Annotated in this window: 18 protein-coding genes and 1 pseudogene; 6 read left to right on the top strand and 13 right to left on the bottom strand. The window is 62.9% G+C overall.

The annotated features are described in order from the left end of the window. Positions 1-201: 201 nt before the first annotated feature. Positions 202-339 (top strand): DALR anticodon-binding domain-containing protein, encoded by a 138-nt coding sequence (locus tag QH196_RS15515; protein WP_280416494.1) that lies wholly within the window; start codon positions 202-204, stop codon positions 337-339. Between the two features lie 34 nt (positions 340-373). Here QH196_RS15515 and QH196_RS15510 read toward each other — a convergent pair whose 3' ends face one another. Continuing rightward, entirely contained in the window at positions 374-1,018 is a 645-nt protein-coding gene (locus tag QH196_RS15510; protein WP_280416493.1) for a TetR/AcrR family transcriptional regulator, read from the bottom strand. A 139-nt stretch (positions 1,019-1,157) separates the two neighbouring features. On the opposite strand from QH196_RS15510, the gene QH196_RS15505 reads away from it, so the two are divergent. After that, a complete protein-coding gene (locus QH196_RS15505) occupies positions 1,158-1,937 on the top strand; it encodes an SDR family oxidoreductase (protein WP_280416492.1) in 780 nt (259 codons plus the stop codon). Between the two features lie 109 nt (positions 1,938-2,046). On the opposite strand, the gene QH196_RS15500 is transcribed toward QH196_RS15505, so the two are convergent. After that, positions 2,047-3,555, bottom strand: coding sequence for an ATP-binding protein (locus tag QH196_RS15500; RefSeq protein ID WP_280416491.1), 1,509 nt, complete (start codon positions 3,553-3,555; stop codon positions 2,047-2,049). 112 nt (positions 3,556-3,667) lie between these two features. Then, a complete protein-coding gene (gene cyaB, locus QH196_RS15495) occupies positions 3,668-4,237 on the bottom strand; it encodes a class IV adenylate cyclase (protein WP_280416490.1) in 570 nt (189 codons plus the stop codon). Positions 4,238-4,493: 256 nt separating this feature from the next. Between cyaB and QH196_RS15490 the strand changes: the two genes are divergently transcribed. Together QH196_RS15490 and QH196_RS15485 are read left to right on the top strand one after the other, a co-directional pair. Further along, positions 4,494-4,850: a hypothetical protein gene (locus tag QH196_RS15490; RefSeq protein WP_280416489.1), complete on the top strand. Its 357-nt coding sequence runs from the start codon at positions 4,494-4,496 to the stop codon at positions 4,848-4,850. A gap of 178 nt (positions 4,851-5,028) precedes the next feature. Further along, the gene (locus QH196_RS15485) at positions 5,029-5,937 is read left to right on the top strand and encodes a hypothetical protein (RefSeq protein ID WP_280416488.1); all 909 of its coding nucleotides are present in this window, start codon (positions 5,029-5,031) and stop codon (positions 5,935-5,937) included. A gap of 133 nt (positions 5,938-6,070) precedes the next feature. On the opposite strand, the gene QH196_RS15480 is transcribed toward QH196_RS15485, so the two are convergent. The 5 genes from QH196_RS15480 to QH196_RS15460 all read right to left on the bottom strand — a co-directional run bounded on the left by QH196_RS15480 (position 6,071) and on the right by QH196_RS15460 (position 9,715). Next, positions 6,071-6,199 carry a hypothetical protein gene (locus QH196_RS15480; protein WP_280416487.1) on the bottom strand — a complete coding sequence of 43 codons (129 nt, stop codon included), beginning with the start codon at positions 6,197-6,199 and terminating at the stop codon, positions 6,071-6,073. A 51-nt stretch (positions 6,200-6,250) separates the two neighbouring features. Further along, positions 6,251-6,793, bottom strand: a complete 543-nt coding sequence (locus tag QH196_RS15475; protein WP_280416486.1) for a helix-turn-helix domain-containing protein — start codon at positions 6,791-6,793, stop codon at positions 6,251-6,253. A 925-nt stretch (positions 6,794-7,718) separates the two neighbouring features. After that, positions 7,719-8,750 carry a Fic family protein gene (locus QH196_RS15470; RefSeq protein WP_280416485.1) on the bottom strand — a complete coding sequence of 344 codons (1,032 nt, stop codon included), beginning with the start codon at positions 8,748-8,750 and terminating at the stop codon, positions 7,719-7,721. Between the two features lie 534 nt (positions 8,751-9,284). Beyond that, positions 9,285-9,587: a hypothetical protein gene (locus QH196_RS15465; RefSeq protein ID WP_280416484.1), complete on the bottom strand. Its 303-nt coding sequence runs from the start codon at positions 9,585-9,587 to the stop codon at positions 9,285-9,287. Further along, positions 9,584-9,715, bottom strand: a complete 132-nt coding sequence (locus QH196_RS15460; protein WP_280416483.1) for a hypothetical protein — start codon at positions 9,713-9,715, stop codon at positions 9,584-9,586. Before QH196_RS15460 ends, QH196_RS15465 begins: the two co-directional genes overlap by 4 nt. 256 nt (positions 9,716-9,971) lie before the next feature. On the opposite strand from QH196_RS15460, the gene QH196_RS15455 reads away from it, so the two are divergent. Together QH196_RS15455 and QH196_RS15450 are read left to right on the top strand one after the other, a co-directional pair. Continuing rightward, positions 9,972-11,267 carry a helix-turn-helix domain-containing protein gene (locus tag QH196_RS15455; RefSeq protein ID WP_280416482.1) on the top strand — a complete coding sequence of 432 codons (1,296 nt, stop codon included), beginning with the start codon at positions 9,972-9,974 and terminating at the stop codon, positions 11,265-11,267. After that, positions 11,260-11,808: a GNAT family N-acetyltransferase gene (locus tag QH196_RS15450; RefSeq protein ID WP_280416481.1), complete on the top strand. Its 549-nt coding sequence runs from the start codon at positions 11,260-11,262 to the stop codon at positions 11,806-11,808. The genes QH196_RS15455 and QH196_RS15450 overlap by 8 nt, the downstream gene beginning before the upstream one ends. A gap of 1,059 nt (positions 11,809-12,867) precedes the next feature. Here the strand turns inward: QH196_RS15450 and QH196_RS15445 are convergent. From QH196_RS15445 to QH196_RS15425, 5 genes and pseudogenes are all read right to left on the bottom strand, one after another. Continuing rightward, positions 12,868-13,530: a hypothetical protein gene (locus tag QH196_RS15445; protein WP_280416480.1), complete on the bottom strand. Its 663-nt coding sequence runs from the start codon at positions 13,528-13,530 to the stop codon at positions 12,868-12,870. Between the two features lie 245 nt (positions 13,531-13,775). Further along, a complete protein-coding gene (locus tag QH196_RS15440) occupies positions 13,776-14,726 on the bottom strand; it encodes a hypothetical protein (RefSeq protein ID WP_280416479.1) in 951 nt (316 codons plus the stop codon). Positions 14,727-15,131: 405 nt separating this feature from the next. Next, positions 15,132-15,356: pseudogene (locus tag QH196_RS15435) on the bottom strand (integrase core domain-containing protein); the annotation flags it as partial. 80 nt (positions 15,357-15,436) lie between these two features. Then, complete coding sequence (locus tag QH196_RS15430; protein WP_280416478.1) at positions 15,437-16,606, bottom strand: hypothetical protein; 1,170 nt, start codon at positions 16,604-16,606, stop codon at positions 15,437-15,439. Continuing rightward, positions 16,603-16,809 carry a hypothetical protein gene (locus tag QH196_RS15425; protein WP_280416477.1) on the bottom strand — a complete coding sequence of 69 codons (207 nt, stop codon included), beginning with the start codon at positions 16,807-16,809 and terminating at the stop codon, positions 16,603-16,605. The genes QH196_RS15430 and QH196_RS15425 overlap by 4 nt, the downstream gene beginning before the upstream one ends. Positions 16,810-17,420: the final 611 nt, after the last annotated feature.

Genomic DNA, 17,420 nt, shown 5'->3' with positions numbered 1-17,420 from the left:
TGCGTCATTGGTGCACCTGCCTTCCGAGTGGCCGGTCCGATGCGCTGCTCTGTGCCACAATTCTACGGCGGGTGGCGTTGTCCACCAGCTTCGGATAGAGCGCGCCATCGAGGTGTTTGCCGGGCCGGCCCGAGCTCAACAGTGAAAGTATGCAGTGTTACCGGAACTGCTGGGTCTGCATCGGCCCCGGGGTTGCCCAGTGTGATTGCCGGATCGAAGACCGTAACCCGTACGACCGAACCCATCCGCGGCAACCGCCCCGCCCTGTCCCAGCTGACCGCCCGGACTCTCGGCCACGGCCTCGGTCTCGTGGGGATCGCCGCGCCGGAGCGGCTCTGACCGCAGAGAGCGACTCTGTCGTGGTCGGCGGGGCTCAGTTGTCGGCGGACGCCCCGGGTGCAGTTGTGGCGTACCGGGCGGTGGTGGTGCGGACGGCCTCGTCGACTACCTGGGCGACGCGTTCCGCGCTCACCTCCCAGCCCGGCACCAGCAGTGTCGGCCAGAAGACATAGTTGGAGATCATGCCCAGGAATTGGGTGGCTGCGAGGTCCGCGTCCTCGACCCGCACCGTTCCGGCCTTGTGTTCGGCCAGGAGGTAGCTGCGCACGGACTCGAAGTAGGGCATCTTCCCGTGCGAGAACTGCGCATCGGCCAGCTCCGGGAACCGCGGCAGTTCGGCGATGACGATCCTGAACAGGTCGGTCATCTGGGGGCGGCCCAGCAGCTCGGCGTAACGACGACCGATGATGCCGAGCCCCTCGACGAGGTTGCCTGTCGGCGGAGGATCCTCCTCGCCACCGCTCGACCAGGACTCGGTCACGATGGCGTCGAACAGGGCGGCTTTGCTCGGAAACTGTTTGAACAAGGTGGCCCGCGAAACGCCCGAGCGCTCTGCGATCCGCGCCAGCGACGTCCGGTCGTAGCCCAACTCGAGAAACAGTGTGGTTGCGGCCGTCACGATCAGCGCGCGCTTCTCCTGGGCGACGCGCTGGTGATATGTCGTCACGACCTTGCTCATGGGCCGAGCATACGAGGTGAGTGGCTTGACTCACCATTGCGGGCGACCTAGTGTCATGGATGGTGAGTCCATCGACTCACCACTGGCCCGTCGCCCATCACTGGTGGGCCCGGTCATCCACGTACCGAAGGAACAACTGATGCCCCGCTTCGACAACCAGACCGTGCTCGTAACCGGTGGGACCGGCGGCCAGGGCTCGAGCCACGTGCGCGCATTTCACGAGGAGGGGGCGAATGTGGTGATCGGAGGCACCGACGCCGAACGCGGCGCCGCCCTCGCCGACGAGCTCGGGCCCCGCGCTCGCTTCACCCAGCTCGACGTCAGGGGCGAAGGCTCGTGGACCGACGCTGTGCGCACCGCCGAAAGCGCCTTCGGCGCCCTGAACGTGCTCGTCAACAACGCGGGTGTGCAAAACCCGCCCGCGACAATCGAAAACACGGACCACGCCACCTGGTCGCGCATCCTCGACGTCAACCTCACCGGGACCTTCCTCGGCATCAAGGCCGCCGCTCCCGCTCTGCGCCGCGCGGCAGGGGGAACCATCGTCAACATCGCCTCGACCATGGCCCTGGGTGGCACGGCTCACTACGCGCCGTACGTTGCCAGTAAGTGGGCCCTGAGAGGACTTACCCGAACAGCAGCACTCGAGCTCGGCCGCGACAACATCCGGGTGAACACCATCCACCCCGGCGTGATCGCGACCCCCTTCATCCACGAACCAGCTGCCGGCGCCACCGCGGCAATCGCCGACTTCTACTCGCCCGAACCGTTCGCCATCCCCCGGCTCGGGGAGCCGGCCGACGTCACCCGGCTTCTCCTGTTCCTCGCCTCCGCGGACGCGGAGTTCGTCACGGGGTCGGAGTACGTCATCGACGGTGGACTCCTCCTCGGCCCCGCCCTTCAGGCCGAGGCCGCATGAGCACTGCAGAGATCACCCGGGTTGTCCGGATGCCGCGACACCGGTCGCGCCGCAGTCATGAGGACATTCCGACAGGCTCGACCCGACCCAACGAAGTGCCGGCGGCCGATCAGCGGGTGAGTTCGTAGACGGTTCGCCGGCCCCGACCACCGGTCTGAACGACGACCCCTGCGTCCCGCATTGCACGTAACGCTTTCCGGATCGTGGACGTGGACAGCTCGAGCAAAGGTTGGAGCTGTGACGTGTCGTGTGGACCGGCCGCAAGGATTTCGGCGATTCGTCGTTGGGTCGGGGTCAACTCGACAGTTGCCGAGGTGATCGCGCCGAGGCTTCGATCTACCACAGGCCGAGGAACGGCTGGTCGCTGTTTCGCTTCGCCCGGAAGCTTTCGGTGGTCCGCCGTGGTTCGTAGAACGGCGGTGAACCTGATGCCCATATCGCTGTATTGGGCAGGTGGTAGCCCGTTGGTTTCGAGAGCATGAGCGATGGTTGGGATTCCCGTCGCCAGGGCTTCGATGACACGGCTGCCGGATTCCGGTGATCGGAGGTGCTGGCAGATGTTGACCAGCCACATGTTTCGCGCCGAAGTCACGGTGTCTTTGCCGAGGCGGTCGACGGTCACCCCATAGAGGCCACCCGGGTTGGTGACGATCAGTCGATCGCGGCGCAGCCGTACTTCCACGGCCATCCCTTGTGACCACTGGTCCAGATCACGGTGCAGTAGTGCGTTGGCGATCAGCTCGCGGAATGCGACCAGCGGATAGGTCGGTACGTCGACTACGGTGCCGTCGCGTCTGCTCACGATGGCGGTGTCGAAGGTTTGTCCGGCCCACTCCAGAGCCGCGTCCAGCATGCGGGGGATCGGGCCGGTCAGTGTGACTTGGTTGCGTGCCCGGGCGCCCGGTGGGTCGGTGGGCCCCGTCTCTGCGGCGGCGCGGATGACGTACTGGGGAAACCACTGCTGGGGATAAGTGCCGAGCGCCAGAAGTCCGGCCAAGGTCGGGATGCCGTCGGGTGTGAGCACACCTGCACGCCTGAGTAGTTCGTCACCGCTGAACCGGCCGAGTCCATGTCGATCCCGCAACCGCACTGTGCGGGCGAAATCTTCGACCAGTGCATCGTCCAGGTCGTTCCGGGAAGTCTCGGTTACGGGAGTCCGATCGAAATGCGGGGCTTGCCGGGCTGCGAGAAAAGCTTGTTCTTCTAGCGTGGACATTCGGAAATCTCCGTCGTACCCGCGCAGGTATGCCGCGCCGGTCGCGCCGACCCGGCAGGGTTTGGCCGACGGTGCGCATTCGTGTACTACCGCGGCGACGACGGGCTTGCCGTCGGCGGTGGCGTCTTCGATTGTCAACTGCACAGGTGGCGTGAACGACCGGGCTTTCTGCGCGAGGCCCTGCTTCAGCTTCTGCGGGTCCGGTAAGCCGGTCGGCCGGAAACCGGCGCGCTCGTCCAAGCCGAGGATGATCAACCCGCCGCCAGGAAGATTCGCCAAAGCCGACAACGTGCTGGTCAACGAGTCCGGAAGCCCGCCGGTCGCGGACTTCACCTCGATGTTCGTACAGTCGCCACCCTGTGCGCATAGCGAGGCGATCAGGGCTGGTAGGTCGATGGCCACAGGCAAATGGTACTCAAATGGGAATTAAATGGGAAATGGGAATCGAAATGGTACTTAAATGGGAGGGGGTCGGCGACGGCGGAGGCTTGGACGACGGCACACAGGTGAAGATCTATGTCGCGTGTGCGCGCATCACCAGGTCCCGGTACGGAAGGCGCGCGATCGGGTAAGTGGAAACACCGATCGCCTGTTCTATGCCCTCGAGCTGTGTGGCTGCGCCGCCACTGTCGGAAGCGATAATCTCGGTTTCGACGAAGGCGCCGACACCGGTGACGAGATCGATGCTTACGACCGTGTTGTCATGGCCTGGGCGGCGGTAGGTGGTGCGTGCCTTCTCGACTCGGACAAGTTCGATCATTCCGACGGCAGCAAGTAGTGTGTTCGCCGCGCCCGCCTGGTCGGGATCGACGAGCTGAACGTTGGTTTCCTGCTTCGCGATGACGCCATGTTCCGAATGGGTGGCTGTGTTGGATGGTGGCTTGTAGGTGATCTCGGCTGATCCGTCGCGCTGCCGTATCCGGAGGCATTCGACGGTTTCCATGTAGTCGACGTCGGGGCGGCTGTAGTAGGTGTCGACTTCGGTCAGCGAACTGATTTCGCGGTAGCCGAGTTCGGCGAGGCGCCGCCGCAGGGCTTCGCTGTCGGCGAGTTCGCGCTTTCGTTCGACCTCGATCAGGTCCATGCGGGGATCGTCCTTTCCAGTGAATTGCTGTGTGCAGCCGAGCAAGTGTCGGCTTCGAGCAGATCGTTTGCAGGGTGCCGAGGGCGCGTTGCAGGGTTTCGGTGTCGCTCAGCGGGATGTTCTGGAAGAGCACCATCTGCTTCGCGTCGACGAGCGGGTTCGATAGGCGGTGGGTGAGAAAGCGGTTGTAGTAGCGCCGGTCCCGGGTGAACACATCATCGGCCGAGATCGGCATCAAGACCAGGTCTTGGGTGGGATGGGCGTTGATCGAGTGCACGGCGAACGCGGAAAGCAGCTCGTCGACGGTGAGGTAGGCGTAGGTTTCGCGGCCTTCTCGGGTCAGCCACGAATCCCAGGTTCGGACACAGTCGTCGGCGCCCTGATCGGCCGCGGACATGAACGCCATCAGAGCTACGTCGCTGACGGCGTCGAAGATATCTCCGTCGATCACGTGATGATCGTCGAACGGTTCACTCACCGCGAGAACGTTCGCCCGTTGCATCGCCGGCATCCGATCCGATTCCGTCAGGGTGTAGCGCACTCGTTTGTGGCCGGTCCGGAAGTCGATCCAGTGTCCGGACAGTGGTCCGTCGAGTACCGGCCGAAACCGTGAACCCACTGCTTTCGGGAGGGCAAGTTATGCAGTTGGGTAACCCAAGTGGCGTCGCGAGCTCCGGACAGCAGTCGGGCCGTGGATGTTCGGTGCATTCCCGGCTGACCCCATCGGCCGCTGAATCATCACGTTGACACCGGCCAGCGGTGTTGTTTTCCTTCAGGGCAAGGAGGTCCCGATGGATCGATCGCTGCTCGCGCGAGCAGCTCGCTCGAGCCTGCTCGGCGTGTTGCTGCCCTTGCTGCTGGGCGTCGTGGCCGTGATCTGGCTGCTGACGTTCACGAGGTTCATGATCAACGAGCTGGGTTGGGGGGTGTTGAGTCCACTGGAATGGATCGCGCAGACCAGTAGGTCGACACCCGACGGCAAGCAGTGGATGGGTGTGCTGTTCGGTGTCATGACCTGGTTGTTTATGTCCACGTTCCTGGTGGTGGTCCCGGCCGTGGCCCTGGTCGTGGCGACGCCGCGGATCGTCCGCCGGGCGCGCCGCGGGAATGCGTTGCGCCGCTTCGACCCGGATGCCGCACCTGACCTGGTCTTCGTCCGGCCGGATGGGAGTTGGATGGCTTCGCGCGTCGCCGGGAACCCGCGGCGAGTCGCGGTGTTCGGTGTGCTCGAGCAGCTCGCCTCCGACAGTGCTCTGGCTGCGGCGCTCGCCGGCGAGACCCGCGTCGTCCTCCTCGGTGACCGCGCCACGGTGCCGACTCTCATCTCCGCCCGCCTGGACGGGTATCTCCTGGATCGCGGTTCGCGGTCCAGCGCGGTCATCGTGGTCGACCGGGCGAACAACCTGTGCTGGCTCATGGGGCGCATCGTGCCGCAGTCCGTGCTTGTTGCTGACCCATCCGGGCCGCAGGATTTCCGTTCCCGCGCCGCGGGAGCGGCCTCGCTTGCAACGGGCGGTGGGATCGCCCTGGTCTGGGCCGACGACGCCGGAGGCTGGGAGGGATCCGACGGCGGCTGGGGGGACGGCGGCTCCGACGGTGGTTCGGCCGGTGGGGGTGACGGTGGAGGTGACGGCGGAGGGGGCGGTGGCGGCGACGGAGGTGACGGCGGGGGCGGCGGCGGAGGAGGCGGTGGAGAATGAGCGAGGTCGTGGTCGATCGCAATACCGCGCTGGCACTGCGGGAGCGTGCGGTGCTGCCGTAGCGGGGCTACCAGCTTGCCGAGGAGCGGAAGCGGCTGGGATTCACGCAGCGGGTTTGGCACTACCAGGGCGCTCATGGTGTGTCCTGTGTGGAGGTCCAGCGTGGGAAGCTGAGACGCGGTAGCACGGTTTCCACATCGCAGATGTCCAGTACGGCGTCGAGTTCGTGCGGGCCGAGGTGGTCGGGTGCGGGCAGGATCACCAGGTCGGCGCCGGCGTTGCGTGGGCAGCAGCGTGTGGATCAGCCGGGCAACTACGTGTGCGTGCCGGTGCGCTTCGCGAATGCCAGTAGGCCCGGCAGCGCCGCAGCCTGCGGGTGTCGAAGCAGGTCTGCGGTGATCTTCTGGATGGGTTTGCGGTAGCGGACTTCGTCGGGAGCGGCTTGTTCGGCAGCCCACAGCGCCCGGTAGCACTGTGCGGGTTTGCCCCACTGGTGGAACGCGCGGGCTACGTCGGACCAATAGGGGTGCGGCTTTCGGCTTGCGGAATTGCTGCGGGATTGATCTCGGCGTGCTCGGCGAGCCGCACTGTGCATGACGGTGGGTCGGCCAATCCGAGCAGTTCTGGCGGAACGTGCAAGGCGAGAGCGAGGGCGCGCAGCACGCGTACATCGCTGAGTGGCTGCTGGCCGCTCCAACCGGGACAGCGTCGAGATCGAATAGTTGCTGCGCCGGGCGAGGTCGGCGAGGGTGAGGTTGTTGGCGCGGCGGATAGCGCGAACCACAGCGCCGTAGTCACCGGAGGCCAGGGCACCGCGTACAGCGGGGGTGTCCCAGATCGCGAAATCCTGGTCCATTATCGAGTTCCTTGCTCAGACCGGGTATCCAGCATATCCCGCAAAACCCGCACTGCAGCAGCGGTTTTGCAGTTGACGCAGCAGGTTTTCGGGCGTCGCAAAGACGCTGGCCGTAGATGTCATGATCGGCGTCTCCTGGCATGTACCGCGGCAGCTCACCCGTCCCCGCCGCGGTTGAGCAACGCCATGAGGATCAGACCGTGTTCGTCTGGGCCTGCGTCGAGTACGGCGACGTCGATCGCGGTCGCCTATTCAATGTCCTCGAGCTGTGTAGCTGTGTCTCGCCCGATTCGAAAGGTGGCCTCTCCACGAGAGGCAGCCCAACGGCATTACGACTATGGATCTGATGGACCTTGCTTTGCGCCGCAGGTCCGGCTGGCCATATGAGGCGCAGATCTGCGAGTCGGCATATCCGGTCGCGGTCGGATTCGTGCGCGCCGATCGGGCCGTTGGCATGCGGAACCCGAAACATGTTGCGACAGTGAGGTTATAGTATTTCGGTAGTGTGACGGCGTGTAGATCGGGGTGCCGCATGGCTGGATTGCCGCGTGATCCATACGTTGAGATGTACTTGGACACCGCCCGGAAGCTGATCTTGGCGCTACCGAAGGGGGAGAAGTTCATGGTCGCCGATATCCAGGTCAGGATGCGGGAAGAGGGGTGGAAGGACCTGCCTGAACCGCGGATCTGGGGGCCGCTTATCCTGGCGCTCAGGCGAGCCGGGTTCGTAGAGAAGTTGGGCACCGAACCTTCGCCTGCACGCTCGCACGGAGGAGTTGGCGCGACATGGTGTCGCGTAGATGGTCAGCAGTGAAATCCTAGCGGCTCGATGCGAAGGGCTGCATATTCGAAGTGTGAGAAGACGCTCTCATCGCCGGCGCCGACACGCGCCGGCCCACCTCGCCGGTGTCGCGTAAGCAACGGCTCAGGTTGCCGCCTTCTTGATTCGTGCGCCGAGTGCGTCCAGTTCGTCGAGGACGAGACCGGCACCCCATACTTGTTCCCTCTTCCGGTTCGTCAGGGGGCGCAGCACTCCGGCCTCGTGCAGCCGATCGATAGCGGCGTAAGCACTGCTCGTGCTGAGCCGGAGCCGGTTCGAGACGTCTTCCGCGGTGATGACGGGCATGGCGATCAACGACGCCATGATCTTGGCGGCCGCGCTGTGGCTGCGTACCGGGCCTGTCAACTCGCGCCACTGCTCCGGAATGGCGGCCAGATAGCTTGCGGTCCTGCGGGATTGAGAGGCAGCGATGCGTGAACCGGCTGTGAACGAGTGCATCAGTGGTGCCGGGTCGCCGCTTCGGTAGGCGGATAGATCGTCGAAGTAGCGGTCGCGGTGGGCTACGAGCGCCGAGGCCAGCGGGACCACAACGGTGTTCGTCACGGCTCGGCGCCGGAGCACGCTGTTGATGAGCGCTCGACCTACGCGGCCGTTGCCATCGGTGAACGGGTGGATGGATTCGAACTGGGCATGCGCGATCGCGGCTTGGGCCAGCGCGGGGATGTCGTCCCGGTTGGCGTACCGGATGAGGTCTTGTAGGTATTCGTCGACGGTTTCCGGCGGTGGAGGAACGTAGAGGGCGTCGCGTGGTGAGTACTTGCTGCCTCCGATCCAGTTCTGCATGTCGCGGACGCGTCCGGCGTAGTCGCCGTCCGTCGGGTCGTCCCGCATGAGTTCGCGGTGGGCTGCCGTCAGGTCGGCCAGTTCGATTCTCCGGGTGGTGGTGACCTTGGTCAGAAGTACGTCGGTGGCGGTCGTCGCGGCGACCATCAATGTGGCCGATGGGTTGGCTTTGACGCCGTGCAGCGCTCGCGCGTAGTCGTCGACCGCGGCGTCGATCTCCTCGATCCGGGATGAGGCAACGCACTCGGTGCGCAGCAGTAGAGTCCCGAGAGCGCCGAGTATGGCTGGGTGCTCGGCGTCGAGTGCGGTGATTTCCTGTAACGCTGCTTCCATGTCGGCGGAGAGGCGCGAGGGGAGTCGAACGTCGGAGTCTGCGATGAATGGAGGGAGGCTGACCTCGACTTCTCGCATTGTCCGGTCGTCGCGGGTCCCGCCTCTGAACTGCTGGTGCCACGGGACCACCCGGCGCTCATGCGGGGGCCAGCCTGCGTCTGCCATAGCTCCTCCGAAACTCGGAATGTAACCGCCACTATTCCTAGTTTTATAGTAAACCTGGAATAGCGAGCAGCCTAATCCGACTTACTGGGGCTTACGACGCCGGGCTTCGCTCGAAGCTCTCGCCACGCATGTGTCCGCGTTGGGTGGGAAGCTGGAGCTGCTGGCGGACATCGGTGGGCATCTGCTGAAGGTTCCGACCGCCCCCGCGGCGTGAGGTGACTGCCTCCGGCAGCGGGCTGCACTGTTGCACCCGAGTGCTGCTGCCGGTGGCCCATACATGATGCGACGATCAGGGCCACCAGATCGTCGCCGCGATCACCAGCAGCGGTAGTCCGATCGCGATGGCGAAACCGACCACTACCAGGGCGCTCATGGTGTGTCCTGCGTGGAGGTCCAGCGTGGGAAGCTGAGACGCGGTAGCACGGTTTCCACATCGCAGACGTCCAGTACGGCGTCGAGTTCGTGCGGGCCGAGGTGGTCGGGTGCCGGCAGGATCACCAGGTCGGCGCCGGCGTTGCGTGCCTGGTCGGCCACGCGTAGCACCGAGTGTTCGCCGGGCCATACGAGGTGGTAGCCGAGTCGGTCGGCGAGGTGGTGTACGCGGTCGCGGTCGGTCTCGGGTGCTCGGCTGATGTCGTGGTTGATCCAGCCGAACGCGATCGAGTGGCTCATGGCGCGATATCGGCGTCGGGGGCGGGTTCCGGGACATCGCGACCGGCGCGGAGCCCGGCCGCCACTCGTTCCAATGTTGCTGTATCGCTGCAGTATTGGTCGCGCAACAGCCGGACCGTCGCTTCCATTGCCCGGTTTCGTGCCGGTCGCTTGGGCAGAGGTGGTCGTTCGCGCACAGTGCCTCCTGGGTGGGGTGTCATGGCGTGCACCCGGCGCCGAGGAAATCCGTGGTCGGCGGCCTCGTAAGGTGCTGGCCGGCCTGGTGGTTCGACCCGGCGCCGGGGCTGGTTCAAGCCTCATCGACCGGTGTTCGCGGTCCCAGGGACAGCAGTCATAGAGAACCGATACGCTTCCGCTCAAGTGCGCAGCGACAGGGGGTTTCGCGTGATCGTGGAGGTTTGGACAAGGGTCGAGGTGCGGGCGCTGCGTGACGCGGCGTTGCGGATGACGCAGGAGCAGTTCGCCGAACAGATCGGGTGGTCTGTCGCGACCGTGCGAAAATGGGAACGTGCCACCGAATCGCGGCCGGTGCGCGGGCAACGTGCCGCCGACCTCGATAGTTGGCTCGCCAAGCTGAGCCCGGAGCAGATGCGTCGATTCGCTCTCGCCGTAACCGCCCCGCGGGCCACAGCACAGCGATACTCGCCGTTTGGAGGCGTAGAGGATGAGGCAGACGTGAACCGCCGCGAATTCAGCAAGGCCGCCGCGCTGACCGTCGCGACGTTGCCGCAATGGAATCCGTCCCGCATCGGTATGTCGGATGTGGACCGCCTCAATGCCTTTACGTCCGAACTCGGTAGGTTGGACCAAATTGCTGGTGGTGCCAACCTCCTGCCCACCGCTATCGACTCGTTGGCAAAGGCCCAGGGTCTGCTGCACAGCGGAATATTCGACGAGAAGACTGGCCGAGCGTGGATGTCGGCGGTGGGGGAGTTGGCGGTCAAAACGGGCTGGCTCGCGCATGATGCGGACCGGACCGATCTTGCTCGGCGTTGTTACGCCGATGCGCTGTCACTGGCGTCCGCGGCCGACGACGATGATCTGACCGTCCACACGGCACTGAATGCCGCCCTGCAGATCATCCATCTGGCCCGGTCTGGTGCTGCCTCTCCTTCGTACGCCCATATGTTGCTTCAGCGCGCTGGTCATCTCGTGCGGCGGCGACCGCCGGGGCGGATTCATGCACTGATCGCCGCTCGGGAAGCAGCCGTCTGTGGTGTGGCCGGCGACCGCCATGGGGTTGCGCGCGCAATGTCCACAGCCTGGCGCGAGATGGACTCCGCCGCCGAGTACGAGCCGGCCGATGAATGCGCGCCTTGGCTGCGGTTCGTAACACACGCAGAAGTACGTGGCCATGAAGCACGGGCATACGCTGACACCGGAAGCCACGGCCGTGCGTTGACGCTGTACGAGGTCGCGGCAGCGGAACCCGCGAGTGTCCGCAATGCGGCGCTTGCCGTCGCCTGGTTCGCGGCTGCGCTGGCCCACACCGGTGACATACCAGGCGCCATTGACGCTGCGCGGCCGGTCCTCGACGTCCTGGAGGAATCGGTTGCGTCCCCGCGCACCTTGCGAGTGCTGGAGCCGATCCGGCTCGCGATAGACGCCGATTCCGAGGGGGAAGAGTTCCGAACGCGGTTCGACGCCCTCACCACGACGAAAGGCTCGACAGTTGACTGAGTTTCGGCGGTACGATCCTTCAGGTGCTCGCGAGATTCGCGCCACTGTTCTCGACGTGTACGCGCGTGCCTACGCGGAATCCATCGCCAGTGGTGATCCATTCGAGTCGCTGGAGGCGGCCACCCGCCGATTCGACGCCTACACGAACAGTGCCGGATTCGATCTGGTGGTGTTGTACTCCGATGGTGAGGCGATCGGGCAGGCGTGGGGGTGGCCGCTCAACGAGAGTTCCCGCTGGTGGAGCGGTCTGCGACTCGACAAACAGGAACCCGAATTCACGACGGAAAACGGGACGCGGACGTTTGCGCTGTCAGAGATCATGGTCGTGCGTGAGCACACTGGCCGAGGTCACGCGCGAGCCCTGCACGACGTGTTGTTGGGTGGCCGGCGGGAACGACGGGCGACGCTGCTGGTAGACCCGACGAACGAGAACGCTTACGCGCGATATCGGAAATGGGGATGGGCCCGGATTGGGGTGCTGCGACCAGGCTGGGACGGCGCGCCGACCTTCGACGTACTGATTCGCACACTGCCGCTGTGATTGATAGGGCAACCAGCACGAGAATCTCGCAAGCTACTGGCTGTGGAGATCGGCTGGCTCGCTCACGATCCCCTGAGCGTGTCGAAGTACGCCTCGGAGGGCGCTGAACCGCGTATCAGCCGTGGCACTTCTATTTGATCGCATGCGGCGATGATCGACAGAAGCCAGTGAAGCCGCTCGCCGCGCCGAAGTTTCGGTGAGGCCCTGCCTGCGACGCACTCCCGAGTGTGGGCACGACGAGAGCCGTATCCGGCCTACCTCCCGCAGTCGCACACGAATCGGCCGCGCCCTGCCCGGTCAACCGGCTGTTGTCCGGCCTACTTCATTGCCGAAGCCGGAGTCGTTCAGAACTCCAGAACTCAAGGTTCACGTCGTACCCGGCTTACCGTGTATGCCGATCGAGCAAGCTCCCTATGGGTCGACGTGGCGCCAGCGCTGTTCGGAGACGCGGCGCACTGCCCTCAACGAAACACGACACGGGTTGCCGTGTAGTCTTCCAATCCGATGGCCAAGTTACTATCGTGCTGGAAACTTGACCTGGAACGAGGAAGCCGGCCGCTGCGGCAACAACGACCGGCCTTCGCAGGTGACCGGACTAGTGAGTCAGAAGCAGAACCAGCAACACGACCCACACATACTCCGGGCAACTGATGGACACCCTGATTCCGGATTGCCGGGCCAGGGTGTCCATTCTTCGGCGACGTTTACCCACGTGACACTCACCTCCTTCCTATTGGGAAGGAGAGCATCAGCTCCCGCGAATACGCGTCGCGGCAAGGATACTGGGCTCTCGGCGGGGCACGCCGGCGGGGTGACTTCGCGACCTTCGGACGCGTGGCCCTGCTGACTGGTGGCCTGCATTGTGTTCCCGCGCCCCTCCACCCTCAAGGGCGCCTACGGCGTCAGCTCCGCTGATGGCTACGCCACCCTTGACCGCGGAGCCTTTACGTGAGAAAGGCAGGCCCTATGGGGCAGGGGGTAGACAGCACCCTGCATGCGCAGTCCACCACCCACCAGGGCCAGTGGGTGGTGCCGTCATGGGGCTGATCTGCGGACCTTTTACCCCAAGAAGGGGGTCAACTCGACCAGCTCAAACGGTCGGTCGAATGGAACGTGCCACTCATTGTCGTAGGCTGGCCGACTGTCGATAGCGCCATGACGGAGCCACATTTGGACCCCAGGAGCATTTCCCTCCTCGATGACGCGGAAGTTGAGAAACTTGATCGGGTAGTTCACTCCCGCAGCTTCATCGCCGTTGTAGAAGATCTTCCCGAGGTGCTCCGGTCCTAGATCACGCGCCAGCACCGTTCTCGTTTCGGTGATCCCATCTTTGTAGTCTCCGCTCTGTGCGAGCTTGATCCAGTCGGAAACAACCTCACCGGTGTCCGCGACTGTAGCCACGTCCGTAGGGATTTCGCCCAGTTCGATCTTCGCTGCTGCCGTGCCTGGAACCGCTCGCACCACTGGCTGGTCCATCACCACGACCGGCGAGGAAAGAGCGATCTTCACAGGTTCAACCGTCGCGGCGTTCACCGGCGTTTCCATCCAACTCACGGCAAGAAGAAAAACCCCTCTGTCGAGTGCCGGTACGAGTTCGAGGATCTTCCCGGGCTGGTGGTATCCGTTCTTTGCTCGTCGGATGAACTGACCCACGTAACTCGGATCCAGGTCTCTTCCCTGAAGCTGCCGCATATCGGTTTCCATATCCACATCCCTTGCCATTTTGGACTCATGAACAACCAGGCACGGCCGAGTGCTCGCCGTACTCCAGCTCAACATCCCGGGCACGCCGTCCGTCACACAGATGTCAGCGACACCAGCAAAATCGTTACGTCGCTTCCATATAAGAGTTCCGTGTTGGCTGAGGGTCACCCCTCCAGACGAGCTACCCGACATCGCCCGATCATGTGCGGATGGCGGAATCGACCCAAGCCTGTCCCCGGAGCACGAGCATTTCGGCATCCGCGCTATCGCCTGATTGCCGGAAAGGAGTCCCACGGGTCACCGGAATGTGATATTGACGCGATACCACGGTCATCGACCATCAGCTGCCGATGCCAGCCACACGTTCCGTGGTTGGATCGCGCGAGCCGCGTTCTCGCACGGTTTCGCCGCAGCGAGCCTGGCAGGAGATCTCCATTGTCTGACCAGTCAGGCTTAACGTAGTGCTCTGCCAACCAGAGGCCTAACTCGTTGCTCTTCCTGAGGAATACTTCTACGTCGACGCGCACCTCTTCTTCTATCTGCTGCCAGAACCACTCATAAAATATTCGCGCTGCCGTCGAATATTCCTCCAGTATCGATAGAAAATCGATATCGCCGGTATGGCTCTGTAAGTAGCGTTTGGCCGCCGAACCCCACTTTCGATACTTGAGTAACTCTGCACGGTTTAACTCGACTTTGTTCTCCTGCACAACTGGTCCACTCCCGTCCCACCGGATCGTTGTGCCCATCGTCAGCGGCGGTATCGAGTAATGGACGGTGAAATTTCGCAAATCGAACAGGAACTTGATGGAGTCTGATCCGAATAATTCCTCGACCTTGGGCGAGTAGGTCTCGACTTCCCAGACTGTCTTCTGGTTCTGCGGGTCACCGGGGCTGATACGTTCCGGCCACAACTTGCGGTGGGCAGTGCGCTGCACGTCACGCAGCGTGGCGACTGAAGCGACGTAGTTATGGAAGCGGCGCATGATCTCCACGTCATACCCGTCTGGGAGATGCTGCACGTGCAGTTCTGTCCCTACGAAGCGTCGGAGCAAACCGCTCAACTCTTCGCCGTTTCCGCTGAACACCTGCGATGCACGGTTCAGGCCATCGAAACGTTCGTGGTGCTCCTTGCCAGGCAGTTGCGCCAGAAGAGCTTCCCGCCGTTGCTGTTCCACAGATACCGGTGACGTCCACTGTTGTTCGGCAGGCATCAGATTTCCCTTCGGCACGAACTTTGGTCTGCTTTGGATTCGACAGATCCAAGGCGTTCGTTACGACCAACCACGGGGCCCGCCGTCCTGGGCTGATGCAACGCCGTGGGGCGGGACCCAGAACGAGACCACACGCTATGAACGATGCGAGACAACGTGCTGATCAATGCGACCTAGAGAACATCTGGAAGTGCCTGTCTACCCGCCAGTGTGGTCGCACGGCCGATCTGGAGGGGCAAGTGGTCAACGACGACAAATCGGACGATAACGCCGACGACAGCGGAGTCAGCCACGTCCCTTACTTCGTGCCGGCTGAGGCGCGAAACGCCCTGTTCGTGGATCGGTCCCGTTGGCCGGTCCCCGGTGCTTCGTCCACTTTGGATTTGAGTCCGGGGTTCGATCGGTTCAGTTGATGCTGCAGGCCACGGGGTGATGGGTGTGGCGGCAGCGGGCAGCGTACTCGCCCGGCATCAGGTAGCCCAGGGTCGAGTGTCGGTGCCGGTGGTTGTGATCGGTTTTGAAGTCACCGATCACGACGCGGGCTTCGAGCAGGCTGGTCCAATGGTTGCGGTTGAGGCATTCGTGGCGTAACCGTCGGTTGAATGACTCGATGTGTCCGTTGTTCCACGGTGTTCCGGGTGGGTAGTCCCAGCTGGTCGCATTCGCGCGTCACGGAATCCATCTCGGTCGGGTGGCGGTGCGGTTGTATTCTAGACAACTACTGTTAGGTTTTTCTGCCACTTGGGGGCAGCGGAAGTCCCCGACATGTGAAGCCTGGAGATGGTAGGCCGCGCGGCGGACCACAATAGGTCGATAGTCTTTGTGAAGGTGTCCGAAACTTCACTGGCGAATTCTAGCTGTTCGGCCACCCTTGAGTCGCCATCAGTTGACTGCAAGAGGGATCGGCGTATGCGATTTTTGCGTAGATAGGCGGGTGGATGTGTTCCTAATTGTCGGTAGTCCTGATTCCCTGTCTCTAGCAGCGAGACGGCACGGTCCATTATATTGAGGACATCGAAATAAATTCCGATCGCTGCAAATCCCGTGATGTAGTCATACTCCCCGGCGACTAGTGCTAATTTCGCTCCGACGAGATCAGCATCCGACTCCTTGTTCCAGGAATGGATCGTTAATTCGGAATCGTGGGCAGATCGTGCGCTGCTGTAACCCGTATCATCAAAATGTCCAAGAATTGCATGTGCATATTCATGGCCGACCACAAAGTAGTCGATCGCTGTGGTCAACATTTCTGCGAGTTGTATGCGGCCCGCAGGTGCTACATGACCGTGGTCCTCCTGGAATTTCCCCGTGATCGCATAACTGACCAAAATTTCTGTGAACCTTTTGGTGATTTCGGGATGGCTTGATAGGCGATCTTCGACCCCTTTTTCATCGAGTGAGAACTGGATGGATCCGTCTGGTGACTGGGCGCAGGGGATTACGCTGGAAATGGTGGTGGCCACTAATGAAGCGAGAGCGAGAACCTGGTCCTCGAGCGTGACTAGATACGATCCAGGATGGCCTGGCACCGGCATGGTCATTGCATTGAGTTGTCCAGTCGCCATATGGCCAATGTGTAGGTGGTGTACGCGTATCATGTCAGCCGGCACGAGGCTTTCTGCCGCTTTTTCAATATTCTTTAGTATCGGGGCTAGATGGGCGTCCCAGAGTTCATCCACGTTGTTTGCGCTCGTTCGCATTATCTGTTCAGTGAGCGTGTGAACATCCGCAGGGCTGAAGTTGTTTCCGATAGATTGTTCCAAATACCAATGGGCGCTTTTTTGAATTAATCTCCCGTCTATGGGCAGGGTGCCGTTAGTGCACTGCGTCTGGAACCGAAATTGAGAAAGAAGGTGGCGTGCAAACTCCGCGGCGTTCATTCGTGGCCGTCCGGACCTGTTATTTGTCGCTGCTCGATCGTGACGTGGTCAGAATACCGTCTCCAGATAGCGTCTGCGATCTGCTCCGTTCCCTGTGGGGCGTCTGCGAATAGCCCGGGCAGTGCAGCTATGACCTTGCCGAACATGCCGTCGGGTTCCTTTACCTCCACGCTGACCGCGCCGTCGACGGTCACAATGACCACGGGGTTCCGTACACCACATCCCGCGTTCGGTAAATGGCGTTAGGCACCCCGGGTCTCAAGTCGATGACTTGCCCGCCTTTGCGTTGGTCCAGTCCGTGCATCACCGCGCCGACTGCGGCGGCTGAACCTATGATCGCAAGGGCCACGGTCATAACAGGCTCGATGCCACGACGTGGGATCGGTTGCACTTCGACGCTGTGTGTCTCCGCTAACGCATGAGCGTGGGGAACATCGGACGGATCCAGGACTACCACTTCAGTATGCGTCGACATGATGTTTATCCCCTTCTGGCGCAATGGTCTTCGTCTCACCGCCAGGATGCCAGAAGGATGACGTTCCCGCCTCAATCTAGCGTCCGGTGGGGCTGCGCTTGCAATGACCAGATCAACCTGCTTATCGGTGATCGTGCGTGACGAACCGGAGGCGGGGCTCAACCGACAGGCCTTCAGAGGACGTCGACACGAACAGCCACCCAGAAAGGCCGATAGCGAGCTCGACCGACACGGATCGAACACGAGCGGCAGGCGTGCCGATCCAGGTCACGCCCTCGGATACCACCTGGTGTGGCCTTTCCGACGTTCTCCGGGCTGTTGGCCGTGGAGCCGGCGGCT

Source organism: Nocardia carnea (assembly GCF_029868325.1).
GTDB classification, from domain to species: domain Bacteria; phylum Actinomycetota; class Actinomycetes; order Mycobacteriales; family Mycobacteriaceae; genus Nocardia; species Nocardia carnea_C.
This window is presented reverse-complemented; position numbering and strand designations above follow the sequence as displayed.

Coding starts and splice junctions, on each gene's coding strand:
- QH196_RS15510 (WP_280416493.1), bottom strand. CDS start 1,018: ATGAGCAAGGTCGTGACGACATATCACCAGCGCGTCGCCCAGGAGAAG.
- QH196_RS15505 (WP_280416492.1), top strand. CDS start 1,158: ATGCCCCGCTTCGACAACCAGACCGTGCTCGTAACCGGTGGGACCGGC.
- cyaB (WP_280416490.1), bottom strand. CDS start 4,237: ATGGACCTGATCGAGGTCGAACGAAAGCGCGAACTCGCCGACAGCGAA.
- QH196_RS15490 (WP_280416489.1), top strand. CDS start 4,494: ATGGGCGTTGATCGAGTGCACGGCGAACGCGGAAAGCAGCTCGTCGAC.
- QH196_RS15485 (WP_280416488.1), top strand. CDS start 5,029: ATGGATCGATCGCTGCTCGCGCGAGCAGCTCGCTCGAGCCTGCTCGGC.
- QH196_RS15475 (WP_280416486.1), bottom strand. CDS start 6,793: ATGGACCAGGATTTCGCGATCTGGGACACCCCCGCTGTACGCGGTGCC.
- QH196_RS15470 (WP_280416485.1), bottom strand. CDS start 8,750: ATGGAAGCAGCGTTACAGGAAATCACCGCACTCGACGCCGAGCACCCA.
- QH196_RS15465 (WP_280416484.1), bottom strand. CDS start 9,587: ATGAGCCACTCGATCGCGTTCGGCTGGATCAACCACGACATCAGCCGA.
- QH196_RS15460 (WP_280416483.1), bottom strand. CDS start 9,715: ATGGAAGCGACGGTCCGGCTGTTGCGCGACCAATACTGCAGCGATACA.
- QH196_RS15445 (WP_280416480.1), bottom strand. CDS start 13,530: ATGGCAAGGGATGTGGATATGGAAACCGATATGCGGCAGCTTCAGGGA.
- QH196_RS15440 (WP_280416479.1), bottom strand. CDS start 14,726: ATGCCTGCCGAACAACAGTGGACGTCACCGGTATCTGTGGAACAGCAA.
- QH196_RS15430 (WP_280416478.1), bottom strand. CDS start 16,606: ATGAACGCCGCGGAGTTTGCACGCCACCTTCTTTCTCAATTTCGGTTC.